The sequence below is a fragment of the Paenibacillus sp. FSL R5-0636 genome (assembly GCF_037974255.1).
Lineage (GTDB): Bacteria > Bacillota > Bacilli > Paenibacillales > Paenibacillaceae > Paenibacillus_AQ > Paenibacillus_AQ odorifer.
Genome location: NZ_CP150232.1, coordinates 6,825,620 through 6,839,233, shown reverse-complemented (window position 1 = coordinate 6,839,233; position 13,614 = coordinate 6,825,620). Strand labels below are relative to the sequence as shown.

Annotated in this window: 11 protein-coding genes; 10 read left to right on the top strand and 1 reads right to left on the bottom strand. The window is 45.0% G+C overall.

Annotated elements, in window-relative coordinates:
* Position 1 precedes the first annotated feature (1 nt).
* The 10 genes from MKX34_RS31170 (at position 2) to MKX34_RS31125 (ending at position 12,992) form a co-directional block, all read left to right on the top strand.
* On the top strand, positions 2-595 hold the full coding sequence (locus MKX34_RS31170) for a hypothetical protein (protein WP_232061559.1): 594 nt from the start codon (positions 2-4) through the stop codon (positions 593-595).
* Positions 592-984 carry a DUF350 domain-containing protein gene (locus tag MKX34_RS31165; RefSeq protein WP_038573772.1) on the top strand — a complete coding sequence of 131 codons (393 nt, stop codon included), beginning with the start codon at positions 592-594 and terminating at the stop codon, positions 982-984. Before MKX34_RS31170 ends, MKX34_RS31165 begins: the two co-directional genes overlap by 4 nt.
* 117 nt (positions 985-1,101) lie before the next feature.
* Positions 1,102-2,085, top strand: coding sequence for an ion channel (locus MKX34_RS31160; RefSeq protein ID WP_339204098.1), 984 nt, complete (start codon positions 1,102-1,104; stop codon positions 2,083-2,085).
* A 136-nt stretch (positions 2,086-2,221) separates the two neighbouring features.
* The gene (locus MKX34_RS31155) at positions 2,222-4,267 is read left to right on the top strand and encodes a catalase (RefSeq protein ID WP_076099734.1); all 2,046 of its coding nucleotides are present in this window, start codon (positions 2,222-2,224) and stop codon (positions 4,265-4,267) included.
* Between the two features lie 169 nt (positions 4,268-4,436).
* Complete coding sequence (locus MKX34_RS31150) at positions 4,437-5,591, top strand: glycosyl hydrolase family 8 (RefSeq protein ID WP_076297006.1); 1,155 nt, start codon at positions 4,437-4,439, stop codon at positions 5,589-5,591.
* A 31-nt stretch (positions 5,592-5,622) separates the two neighbouring features.
* Positions 5,623-7,176, top strand: a complete 1,554-nt coding sequence (locus MKX34_RS31145; RefSeq protein WP_076297007.1) for a hypothetical protein — start codon at positions 5,623-5,625, stop codon at positions 7,174-7,176.
* Positions 7,173-8,723: a hypothetical protein gene (locus MKX34_RS31140; protein ID WP_076297008.1), complete on the top strand. Its 1,551-nt coding sequence runs from the start codon at positions 7,173-7,175 to the stop codon at positions 8,721-8,723. Before MKX34_RS31145 ends, MKX34_RS31140 begins: the two co-directional genes overlap by 4 nt.
* A 28-nt stretch (positions 8,724-8,751) precedes the next feature.
* The gene (locus MKX34_RS31135) at positions 8,752-10,002 is read left to right on the top strand and encodes a glycosyltransferase family 2 protein (RefSeq protein ID WP_036682179.1); all 1,251 of its coding nucleotides are present in this window, start codon (positions 8,752-8,754) and stop codon (positions 10,000-10,002) included.
* Positions 10,003-10,054: 52 nt separating this feature from the next.
* On the top strand, positions 10,055-12,151 hold the full coding sequence (locus MKX34_RS31130) for a cellulose biosynthesis cyclic di-GMP-binding regulatory protein BcsB (RefSeq protein WP_081383978.1): 2,097 nt from the start codon (positions 10,055-10,057) through the stop codon (positions 12,149-12,151).
* Positions 12,141-12,992 (top strand): diguanylate cyclase, encoded by an 852-nt coding sequence (locus tag MKX34_RS31125; protein WP_036682174.1) that lies wholly within the window; start codon positions 12,141-12,143, stop codon positions 12,990-12,992. Before MKX34_RS31130 ends, MKX34_RS31125 begins: the two co-directional genes overlap by 11 nt.
* A gap of 6 nt (positions 12,993-12,998) precedes the next feature.
* Here the strand turns inward: MKX34_RS31125 and MKX34_RS31120 are convergent, their stop codons facing one another.
* Positions 12,999-13,550: a helix-turn-helix transcriptional regulator gene (locus MKX34_RS31120; RefSeq protein ID WP_036682170.1), complete on the bottom strand. Its 552-nt coding sequence runs from the start codon at positions 13,548-13,550 to the stop codon at positions 12,999-13,001.
* Positions 13,551-13,614: the final 64 nt, after the last annotated feature.

The window sequence follows — 13,614 nt, the reverse complement described above, 5'->3', positions numbered from 1 at the left end:
TATGATGCTTCTAACGGTGCTGCTGCTTAGTGCATGTTCCAGTAATCAGGGGAGTGTGTTTGATTCAGGCACTGCCGAAACTTCTGATAGTGTTGCACGGGTACCTTGGGATTACCGGGTTGTGGAGAGTACTGTAGGTGATCTAATTGGCAGCGATATGACGGTGTTGCCGGATAATGAGCTGCTGCCGAATGATGAGAATTATGCTACTGGCGATAAAATATGGACATTGCAGTTCATGGACGCTGAGCTGATCACAGATGCTGACCAGCGCAATGAAGTCCGCCTATCTTCCTGGACGACCATTAAATCGTATCCCGATGAAAAAACAGCAGTAGAGGACCTTACCAACCTTAAGGTATCGGTAACTACGGATGTTGATCTTGTAGGAGTATACAAGACAAAATATAATGAGAAGACAAGAAACTTTGCCGTCCTTGAGCTGCCTTCCGGCAACCGGATCAAGCAGCCGATAGACGATGAGCGTTATGCAGCATTAGAGAAAGAAAAGACCGCTTCCGTAGTCCTTGAGGAAGTACATGATTTCGCCGATTATGACTCGGCATATGCGAAATTTCGGGGGTGGGCAAAGTGACGATTGTTGTTAATTTGATAGTCAGTATATTTGTGATTATTCTTCTGCAATTGTTGGGTATGGTTATCTTTGGCTTGATGACCCCGTTCAAGGATATGGAAGAGCTGAAAAAAGGGAATGTGGCTGTAGCTCTAGCGCTTGGCGGCAAATTTCTCGCCACAGCAATTATCATTGGAGTAGCGGCGTATACGAATACCTCTATTCTGCATATGATCATTTGGTTTGCTGTCGGTTATGTGTGCCTCATCGCTGCTTACTGGATTTTTGAATTGGCGACACCAAGCTTTAAAATTTCAGAACATCTGGAAAAAGGCAATGTGGCAGTAGGCACTATGCTCTGCTTGGTGTTTATCGGCACAGCGTTTGCAGTCAGCAGTTTGATTGTTTAGTTCAAAAATCGCAGATGGACATGGAAAAGGCTGCCCTCAGTAATAACCTCGAGAGGCAGCTTTATTAATGTGAGGAAGGGATGGCAGATGCATTTTTTTCTGAGAATATCCACCAGGATGATGCGTTTACGCAAACGGTCGATCGGTTTGATTATTTTGATCTTTATAATTCTTAGCGCATCGATAGCTTACCTGCTTGAACCGAGTACATTCCACAACTGGTTTAATGCCTTCTATTGGGTCATGACAACGATGGCAACCGTTGGGTATGGAGATTATTTTACAGAGACTGTAGTGGGTAAGCTATTCACCATGTTTCTGTATATTTTTGGGATTGGTCTTCTCAGCTTGGTTATTGGCAAGGTCATTGACTCTATTGCAGAAGTGCAGAGAATGAGAGGAGCAGGAACATTGAGCTTCCGGGGAAAGGATCATGTGATATTAATCAATTGGAGTAAGAAAGCGCAAGCTGCGGTAGATGAGGTGTTATGCTATTCACCTAAATGTCATATCGTCATCATTGATGAGATAGGACGGCATCCGCTGGAGCATATGGAACAGGTCCACTTTGTAAGCGGTGATGCTTCCAGCGATGAGATTCTCCTTAAAGCTAACATATACGAAGCCCGGGCAGCCATTGTGTTCGGAGACACACGGATTGATGAAGCATCGCTAATTGACGGGAAGTCTCTGCTTATCGCCTCCAGCATTGAGCGCATAGCGCCACAAGTACATACTACCGTAGAAATTATGCAGGAGAAGAATATACAGAATTTCAGGCATGTTCAGGTCAATGAATTCGTTCTGTCGCATGATGCCATTTCTAGATTGGCTGTCCGATCCGCTCTACAAGAGGGGAATTCAGAGGTGATTACGCAGCTGCTGAGCCGCCAGTATGGGGATGATATTTATGAGATTCCAGTGAATAGTGCATGGAAGACCTATGGGCAGGCGTTTCAGGAATTGCTCCTTCAAGGTGCAACTTTACTCTCGGATCGTAGTGACCTTAGCATCAATCGCAAGCTGGGCCAGCCTATTCCTAAAGAGGCTAGATTATATATTGTTTCGGATGAAGAGACGTACCGGAGAATTAAAGGTTAGGTCAGAAATAAGCGAGTAAGCGGATTTTCGGGAGAATGGCTTCTCGGAATTCCGCTTCTTTTTGTTTGCCGTTCCTTCCTTAAGGGTAAGAGATGAATATTATCGTTACTCTACCTTTCGGAAGGAGCCATTGTTAATGAGTGAACAGCAAAAAGTGAACGGAAATAGCAAAAATGAGCAACTGGAACAGTTTCGCAGTAAGGACGAAGGTCACGCTTTAACAACCAATCAGGGATTGAAAGTGTCCGAGGATGAGTTCTCCCTAAAAGCCGGTGACCGGGGGCCAACCTTGCTGGAGGATTTTCATTTTCGGGAAAAAATGACCCATTTCGATCACGAGCGGATTCCTGAGCGGATCGTGCATGCACGCGGATTTGCCGCCCACGGGGAGTTTGAAGTATATAAATCGTTGAAAGAATATACGAAGGCGAAATTCCTTCAAGATCCGTCCGTAAAGACCCCGGTGTTTGTCCGGTTCTCAACGGTAGCAGGATCACGGGGTTCAGCCGAAACTGTGCGGGATGCCCGGGGCTTCTCGACCAAATTTTATACCGAAGAAGGCAATTATGATTTGGTAGGCAATAATATGCCGGTCTTTTTTATACAGGATGCGATTAAGTTCCCTGATCTAGTGCATGCGCTTAAGCCGGAGCCGCATAATGAAATGCCTCAGGCGGCATCAGCCCATGATACCTTCTGGGATTTCATCGCCAATAACCAGGAATCGGCCCATATGGCGATGTGGCTGATGTCTGACCGCGCCATTCCGCGAAGCTTCCGGATGATGGAAGGGTTTGGGGTTCATACCTTCCGTCTGATCAATGAGCAGGGGAAAGCACATTTTGTTAAATTCCATTGGAAACCAGTGCTTGGTGTACACTCTTTGGTGTGGGACGAAGCACAGAAAATATCAGGAGCAGACCCTGACTTCCACCGACGTGATTTATGGGAATCGATTGAAGCCGGCAACTTTCCGGAATATGAGCTGGGCATTCAGCTTCTTAGTGAAGAAGATGAATTCAAGTTTGATTTCGACGTGTTGGACCCTACAAAGCTATGGCCAGAGGAAGACGTGCCCGTGCAGATCGTTGGGAAAATGACCTTGAACCGCAACGTGGATAATGTTTTTGCCGAAACGGAGCAGGTGGCTTTCCACCCTGGACATGTAGTGCCTGGTATTGATTTCACCAATGACCCCCTACTTCAGGGCAGACTATTCTCTTATACGGATACACAGCTGATTCGGCTTGGGGGTCCTAACTTTCATGAATTGCCGATTAATAGACCGGTGTGTCCTTTCCACAACAACCAGCGTGACGGATATGGGCGGCAGACGATTAATCAGGGCACTGTGAGTTATCATAATAATTCTCTGGCCCAAAATACACCGAGACCTGTCCCAGAGGCTGAAGGCGGTTATGTGCATTATCAAGAAAAGGTTGAGGGCCGTAAGGTACGGAGCCGGAGTAAAAGCTTTGAGGATCATTTTTCACAAGCCAAGTTATTCTGGAATAGTATGAGCCCTCCGGAACAATTGCATATTATCGAAGCTTATTCTTTCGAGCTTGGGAAGGTTAAGAGTAAGTCGGTCCGACAGCAGGTCGTAAATATGCTCGCTAACATTACCTCTGAGCTTGCTGTACCTGTGGCAGAAGCCATTGGAGTAGCGGCTCCAGAAGTTGGCGGTTCTGAGGTCACTCAAGCTTCCCCAGCCTTAAGTCAAGCTAATACGAAAAAACATCCCAACACGCGTAAAGTAGGCGTGATTATCGGGGATGGTTTTGATGAAGCTGCGGTAATGCCTGTATTGGACACGCTTATGGGAGCTGGGATTCAACCGGAGCTAATCAGTGATAAGCTTGGATTTATTAAAGGCTCAAACGGTACAGAGCTTGAAGTCATCCACACCTTATCCACTACAGATTCGGTGCTCTTCGATGCGATTTATGCGGCTGGTGGAAATGCAGAGCGCAAGAAATTCCATAAAGATGCAGCGCTATTCCTCAACCAAGCATATGCACATTTTAAACCCATCGCGATGACCACAACACTTGCTGAGCTGCTTGCAACAGATGAACACAGAAGCAGTCCGGGCGTCGTAATAGGCGATGGTGGGGAAGTTTTTGCGGCTAGCTTCGTTGCGGCCATTTCTGCCCATCGTTTTTGGGAACGTATGGAATAAAGTAAATAGATGATAGAAAAAGAGGGGTCTGCTCGTCAGAAGGCGTGTGGATGCCTCTTTTTTTCATCTAATAGTTTCATAAATTTAACATTTGGATTAAGTATGTGATGTATATTACCGTTATAGATAATACTAGGCAATATAAGCAGATGCTTAGGGAGGTGATTTTTTGAGGAAAGAGATAGCTGTTGCTGTAGTGGTACTTATAGGTTTTACAGCATTAACAGCATGCGAGCAAACAGAAACGCCGGCATCAACACCCTCGCCCTCCGCGAATGTTCATACAACAGAGCCACCGAATCCTACGGGTTCGGCTAATAATGATGTGGGGGACCATTCACAGGAATTGGATGCTTTAGAGCAATTTATTGTTACGAAGCTTACCGGCTCGTCCGGTGTTTATACGAATTTAATTGAAACAGAGCAATCCGGGGAAGCGGCAAGCGGCCATGAGATTCTAAGTGAGTCTGCCTCTCTGAGGATGCTGGCAGCCGTACGGAGTGGTGAGAAAGAGCGATTTGCAGAAGAATGGGCGCTGGCTAAGCAAACCTTTGATATGAAGGGCGGTTTTAGCTACCGATATAGCCCTAAACAGCAGAAATTATATCCTGTGAATGCTGCCGTTGATGACTTACGTATCATTCGTGCGCTTTATGAAGCGGGGGATACGTTTAGGGATAAACACTATTTAGAAGAAGCGGCTAAGTATGGTGAGAGGTTTTATAACTATAATGTAAAAAATGGATATATGTATGACTTCTATGATGAAAATTACAAAAAAACCAACACATTCGTTACTTTATGTTATATTGATTTAGGTACAATGCGAAAATTGTCGGTTTCTGGAGAATCTCGTGAATTTTTGTTGAATAATATGAGCGTTATACTGAAAGATGGATATTTATCAGATGAGTTTCCCTTCTATGAAACAAGGTTTAATTATGAGAGTGGAACCTATACTTCGGAGAATATCAATACAGTAGAATCGCTACTGTCTATTCTGGCTTTGGCAGAGGTAGACCAGCAGAAATCCTCCAGCATTGATTATATCAAGCAGCAGGTCGAAGCTGGCACATTATATGGACAATATTCGCGTGAGGGAAAGCCGCTTAACGATATTCGCTCAACAGCCATTTACGCTATTACGGCTATGATTGGTGCCGAGATCGGAGACGATGCACTCTATCGCAAAAGCATTGAAAGAATGAACGAGTTCAGAATAACCGATGCCGGCAGCTCACTGTATGGAGGCTTCGGCGATGTAGCTAGTGGCCAAGCCTATTCCTTTGATAATCTGATGGCATCATTGGCCTATGTCTATTAATTTAAACCTATAGTAACGAAGGTGAATCTGCATGATAAACAACACGGTGAAATCACCTCTGAGGCAGGGGATGACACTCGCTAACCTACCGTTGCCATTGTCCCCGGCTTTTATCACTGCTGTTGGAGTGTTGCTTATAACCATCATAGCCTTATTTACCGCCCCGTATGTCGGAATGGCGGATAATGGTGATTTTTTTCGCAGCATCTATAGTAACGGAATTTATTTCAATCTGCCGGATTATGACGAGCAATACTTTGGTTATTTTGTAAAGCAATATGGAATCTTTCAATATTTTAATGAGAATGGCGCGACATTATTTTCTTCGCAGTCCCTATTTATCAAGCTGGCCATTGGACTTAATAAGCTGTTTTTTAGCAGCGAGGTTTTCGATATCCGGTTTCAAGCAGTCATTTATACGATTTTATATGTTGCGGCGATCTACTTATTAATAGAGGCTGTTACATGGGGGATGACCCGCAAGCAGGGATGGGTCACTGCAGGTATTGCTATTTTTATATTTGGAGATACCGGGTATACCGCTTATTTCAACTCCTTTTACGGCGAGAGCGTCGTGATGATCACGATGATTACTATGTTCGCAGCTTGGTTGTTGTTATATCAAAAAAGATACAATGACTATGTGCTGCTGGCCCTGTTCTTGATCAGTACGATTATCCTGACTACTTCCAAGCAGCAAAATGCGCCAGTGGGTATAATCATTGCGGTTCTGGGGTGTTCGCTCCTTTGGATTCGCAGGGATAAAATATTTCGCATTCTGACAATGGTTTCCCTTGCTTTGATCCTGTTCGCGGGTGTGTTCACCTATTTGAATATCTCGGATGAGTTCGTGAATATTAACCAGTTCCATGCCATGACCCGCGGGGTGCTGAAGGATTCCTCCGATCCGGAGAAGGCACTGAAGTCATTCGATATTGATGAACAATATGCCATCTTGAAGAATAGCATTTACTACGAGAAATACGGAACTATTGATGTGAATTCACCGATCCTCCAAGAGAACTTTTACAGTCGTTACGGATTTGTTTCGATCCTTAAATACTATATATCGAATCCGGATCAGCTTAACTCGATTCTTAATGTAGCTGCTCAAAGTGCATTCTCGATCAAACCAGCGGCGATGGGCAATTACGAGCAATCCGTTGGGAAGGAATTTCGAGCACAGAGTCACTTTTTTACTGGATACAGTCAGCTGAAAAAGGCTTTGGCACCACGAACGATAGGTTTTATCTTCCTTTGGACAGTGCTTGTCATCGGTCTGTATATGCCTTCTTTCGTAACAGCCATTAAGGCACGTAATTTTAGAGGATTGCAGCGGATGGTATTGATTGTCGCTACGATAGGCATTGGTCTTTCAGGCATTTTTGTATCGATTATCGGTGCTGGTGATGCCGACATTTCCAAGCATGAATTCTTGTTCACTTTATCTTTTGATTTGGTGACCTTTCTGACAGTATCTAGTGTGATCGGACGCAGATTCTCGAAAAATCGTAAAAAGCCGGTTAACGAGAGTTCCACCACTTCTAGTCCATATACAAAGTCTCAAAAGGATGTGAGTGTTTGAAGCGCAGAGGGATCTTATACTGTATATTGCTGCTGACGCTGAGCTTAACCATCCTATTGCTTCCCGCCACTCCTGTTCAATCTGCTGCATCGCCACAACAAGTCTTACTGCTCTATGACAGCCTTGCCAAGGGGACCGCTAAGGATGGAAATGTGACTGAACTTCAACGTCTGCTGGCAGCTTACTCGACAAAGGTTACACTTCGAAGCCTAGATCAATACGAGCAGGGGATGCTGAAAAATTACTCCAGAGTGATCATGGTCCGTAACGAAGCGGATATTTCGATCACGAATAAATCCTATATAGAGGATTGGGAGCATTATCAGGGGCAGTATTTGCATATTGGGTACAACCCACCTGCTAGTCTAATGAAGGCGTTACAGCTAACCACTGATGTGATCTATGACGGGAGTGCTGAGCTCGAAATTGGACAGTTCTCCGGAATTCAAGCTAAGGTGCAGGATATGCCTTATATTGCAGCGAGTCAGGCGGTCAAATCCTTTGGGAAACTCTCTTTTGCGGAGGAGGGTCTGCAAGCACCGTACGCTGTGAGTAAGGGGAATGATACATATGCCCCATATTTTGAACAAGGGAATGTCAGTACGCTGGGGATGGCATATGTTCTGAAGGATTGGCTCCATATCACTGCTGCTCCTAAAATGTACCTTGCGATCAAAGAAATCTATCCTTTCTCCGATCTGCGACTGCTGGCAGAAACGGGTGAGCGGCTGTATCAACTGGGGATTCCGTTTCTTGCAAGTGTGCGGCCTGTGTTCAGCAATACCGATTATCCGGCCATGCAGCGTTATTTAGTGGCCATGAAAAGTGTGCAATCCAGCAATGGAAGCATTCTGGTCAATGCCCCAGTGGTGATGCCAACGATAAGCTCCAGTGACCATACGCTTAAAGGAAAGATGAATGATTTCATCAATCTGTTGGCCGAAAACGGGCTTGGGCCGCTTGGAGCCGGAGCGGAGATGCATTGGTCGTATGACAAAGAGTATTCAGAAGCGGGGATGAGCTTTTTTGATTCCGTGGTGTTATATCCGGATGAACAGATTGATTATATGGAGCAGAGCGACACCTCTAAATCCTTTCCATCCTCTTTATATAGCGTTCCGCTGGAATTTCTTCAGGCTTTGCATACATCCAATAAAGTGATCCCGCAATTGCCGCTGGATACTGTAATCACCGTCGACATGCCCGAGGATGAGCGTCAGCTTGAAGAAATGCTGCAAAGTCTGGAGCGGAATTGGGTTTCTTTTGCCGATTATAAGCAAGAAGAGCATCAGGTGGTTACTGATCAGAACACAATCTCCTCATTAGATGGAATGATTTCTATTAATGGACAACCTCTAAGCCTGGACTATACACCGGAAACAGTGGATAGCGATTATCGCTACACAGAGGAGCAGCAAAAGAGCTTCACCCGGCTTTTTAATATTCAGAATCAATTTTTTATTGTTGTGATCATGATTTCTCTGCTGCTGTTTGGCGGATTGTTGATGATCGGATACCGGTTATATCGCAGAAAGTTTTTGAAATGAGACAACTAATCGTGATTTGGAGGACCCTATGACGATTTCAGACGTGCTGATGGTGATTGCGGTGATCTGTATTTGGTCTCTGCTGCTGGTGAATGTGACCCTCATTATCGCGGGCTATCTATATTATATTAAATCCGAAAATGAGGATATACCAGAGATAGAGGGTGAATATCCTTTTGTTTCAATTATGGTTCCCGCTCACAATGAGGGGGTAGTGATTTGTAAGACGGTTGAATCTCTGCTCGCGCTGGATTATCCGCAAGATCGGTATGAGATTATTGTAATTAATGATAATTCCTCTGATAACAGTGCCGAGCTGCTGGCGGGAATACAATCCCGAAATCCGGGGCGCCAGCTGGTAGTCATTAATACGGATGCAGTTACAGGAGGCAAAGGTAAATCCAATGCCTTGAATATAGGCTTTACCAGCTGTAAAGGGGAGCTAATCGCCATTTATGATGCCGACAATACTCCGGAGAAAACAGCTTTGCGTTATCTGGTTGCTGAGATCATGCATGATTCCAGCCTCGGTGCAGTGATCGGGAAGTTCCGGACCCGTAATCGTGATGCAAGTTTACTGACCCGGTTCATTAATATTGAGACCTTATCCTTTCAATGGATGGCTCAAGCGGGACGCTGGAAGCTGTTCAAGCTTTGCACTATTCCGGGAACCAATTTCATTATGCGCAGGTCAATTGTGGAAAGCATCGGTGGCTGGGATGTCAAAGCGATAGCCGAGGATACAGAAATCAGCTTCCGGATTTATATGATGGGTTACCAAATCAAGTTCCAGCCGAAATCCGTCACGTGGGAGCAGGAACCCCAGACCCTAAAGGTCTGGTTCAAGCAGCGAACCCGCTGGGCGAAGGGCAATATTTATGTCATTGTCAAAAATATTCCGCTGCTGTTCAATAAATCGGCCGCAAAGGTCCGGTTCGATATTCTTTATTTTCTATCCATTTACTTCTTGCTGCTGCTGTCGTTAATCACCTCCGATGTGCTGCTGATCCTGCATGCTTTGGGTTATGTGCATACTACTATTGCAGGTCTTAGTAATTTCTTATGGCTGCTCGCTATTATTCTTTTCGTTGTGGGGACCTTCATCACGCTAACGACAGAAAAGGGCGAGATGAGCTTGTCCAATCTAGGGATTGTAATGTTGATGTATGTGTCTTATTGCCAGCTGTGGATGGTTGTCGCGGCTAACGGATTATATCTATACCTGAAAGACCTCATCTTCAAAAGAGAAGCCAAATGGTATAAGACGGAGCGCTACTAACGAGGCACCAAAAAGTCATATGAGAAAAATGTAATCACAGGAGAAACAGAACATGAAGATAAAAAAACAGCTGGTTATACTGTTAACCTGCCTCTCCCTTTTGTTAATTCCAATCCATCCAGCTGCCGCAGAGACGTTGCCGCAGGATCATAAGTCGACTTATACAACCTCATTTACGGGAACGGACTCGTCCTTAACAGGTTCGAGTGCCCAGCAGCAATATTTTGAGGTTCTGGATTATTGGAATGTGGATCAAGTAAAGATCAAACTGCATTTTCAAATTTCACAAATTACCGAAGAGCAGATTTCTAGTGTTACCTTAACGCTAAACGGCAGCCCGTTCTATACGTTTCGTCCGTCACTACAAGACAACGGCGAACAGCTGTTGACCCTTGCGGCACCCAAGGGGTTTCTGAAAAAAGGGACGAATACACTGGGCATTCAGGGCTATTTGAAGACAGATCGTCAAGATGACCTCTTTTGTTCGGTCGATGAAACGTCGGATAATTGGCTGCATCTGTTCAATACGTCCAGTGTTAACGTGATTTATACCGCAAAGCCCTTGAGTGGAGGGATCAGTGACTTCAGCGAGCGATTCGCCGGGATAGATACCTTAACGAAGAGTCAGAGTATTCTGACTGTACCGGACAAAAGCACGGCGGCAGAAATGGAAGCAGCCACTTATGCGCTCTCCGGGTTTGTTAAGGGGATTACGTTAAATGATAAGACTATTCCCCTACTTCCCTACCGGGCAGACACTGTGCAGAATAAGGCCGCAGTTGTACTGGTAGCTATGTATGACAGAGTACCAAGCGAACTGAAAGCTAAGCTAAGCTCCACTGAAGATTTGGGTACGCACGCGCTGCTCCAGCTAGTGAATAAGGATACCCAGCCCACCTTGGTTGTAACCTCGAAGGATGAGAACTTGCTGATTAAAGCGGGTCGTTTGATTGCTAATCCAGAGCTGATCGGGCAGATCACTAGTGATCTGAAAACAGTAACGGATGCTACAGAAGTGTCAGCACCTGCGCTTTCGATTAGCTCTAACATCACGTTCACTGAGACAGGTGATAAACTGACCGGGGCACATCATCAGGAGCAGACGTATTTTATTTCATTGCCAGCGAACCGCTCGATTGCCGATTCCGGTAAAATCAGCCTGGATTTCCGTTATGCACAGAATTTGGATTTTACTCGTTCATTGGTTACCGTGAGCATCAACAATACTCCGATTGGCAGTAAGAAGCTGACTAAGGAACTGGCGAATGGCGATATTCTTAATCTCTCGGTGCCTCAGAACTTGAATATCTCCGGAAATTTCTCGGTGACAGTGGCTTTTGATTTGGAGATCGAAGGAGCCAGATGTATTATCGATCGGGATCAAATGCCATGGGCTTATATCAGTAAAGATTCTGTAATGCAGCTGAATACGAAGGATCGCACGGATCTCTTATTTAATAACTATCCATATCCGTTCATCCGCGATGGGATCTATAATCATGTAGCGGTTGTACTGCCCGAACAAATGGATGATTACGCCTATTTAAGTGTATCGAATATCTTTAATCTGCTTGGTAAATATGCCAGCGGAAATATAGGGAACATCCAGTTCTATACCGATACCGTCAGTGCCGATCATTTGAAAAATAATAATATCATCGTTATTGGTGCTTATAAGAATAATAAGGTGATCCGTGATCAGAATGCTAAGCTTTATTTTCAATATAACGGAGATGGAACCACAATTCGCTCCAATGAGAAAATGAGTATTGAAGAGCAATACGGCGCACGAATCGGAACACTGCAGCTGATTGATTCGCCATTTGAGGCGGGACGTGCATTGCTCGCGGTTACGGGAGTCAGCTCGGAAGAGTATTACTTAGGATCGAAGCTGCTCGCTACAGAACGGGACAAGTGGAAGGTGTTTGGCGATGGTGCAATCGTTGATAAAGACGGTAATGTCAGCGCACACCGTTTCAAAACGATCACTGGAGCAGCCGAGGACTCTGTGGCCCAAAAAATAATGGAACGGTCGGATGTACTCAGTTTTATCATTGTGATTTTACTGGTTCTAACGCTGGTGGTTCTATCGCTGATCCTGCTGCTTCGCAAACACATGAAGAAACGTGGTGATAAGCGTGAGACGTAATCGCAGCTTAGTGTCGGACATCGCTCTCTTATCATTCCTGGTGTTATCGTTCCTCTGTATCGTCTTCATTGCCGGGGCGCCGGATGATTACCTCCAGAATATTATCATTTTAACGGTGGCTTTTATTCTGGCCATTGTTACGTATTTTACAACGGTCACTGCAGGGCTGGTCTTGAATCTGGTGTTTATCTTTGCTTACGGATTCTACACGATGTACCAGACGATAACGCTAGGGGAGACGATTAGCCTGAATACTTATTTCTGGTTAATTATGACTCCGCTATTAACGGTCGTTCTATGGGTATTCACTTTAAGCAGCCGTGATTTGCAGGTGGAGAATGAGCAGCTACGCAAAAAGACTGCCAATATGGCTATCGTCGATGAAAACACAAATTTGCGGAACAGTATTTCTTTTCAGACGGATGCTACATTATTTACAAGCATTTCGACCCGCTATCAGATTCCGCTCACCCTGCTAGTGGTGAAGGTGAAGTATTGGAAAGAGATCAGACGGATCATTCCTGAAGATCAGCTGGCAGAAGCTATCTATGATGTGTCTCAGCTTAGTCAGGCGAGTATTCGTACCAATGATGCACTCTATCTGCTAGATAAGGATGAAGCAACATGGGGCCTGCTGCTGTTCACGGACAGCGATGGGGCGAAGATTGTGATCGAGCGGATTAAGCTCAAGCTTCAGGAGTTGAATGACAATAATTTCTCCAGAAAATATAAGGTCAGCCTGGGTCTTAAGATTGGGGCGGTCGAATACCAAGCCGGCACGATTGAGAATCCGCTGGATTTCATTGTTCAGGCCAAAAAACAGCTGGAGTACGACGTGTAGGCCAGCTTAAAAATCAACAGTTTCACTATCAGCCTCTGTATGGATGGCGATGAGCACGCTTGCCGGCTCATCGCCTTTATTTATGACCAGATGTGGCACACAGGCATTCCAGCTAAAGGAATCCCCCGCTTGGAACATCCCGAAATCTTCACCTTGCTCCGCATAAACCTCACCTTTTATCACTAAATGGACCTCTTTGCCTTCGTGCGCCTGCGGAGTTTCACCCGTAGAAGTACCCGGAGGGAAATGGACAAGCACCATTCGTACACCACCTGCCGAGCTTAAATGTTCAACTTGCAGTCGATCACTTCCACTGCTGGTGATTTGCCGCTCCTTGGATCGTACCACCTGCATCCGCTCTTCCTTTTTTAACAGCAAATAAGCCAACGGAACGTTCAGTGCATCAGCAATCAGGCTAAGGGTAGCGATCGAAGGAGAGGTCTTATTAGTCTCAACCTGGCTCATAAAACCTTGTGACAGGCCAGTAGTTTCACAGATTTGGGCAATCGTTATATGTTTTCTTTTACGGATTGTACGAATGTTTGAACCTATATTCATAAGTAAAGCCCCTTTTAATATTAGTAATAGCAAATATATTTTTATATTAACAAATTATTAATTG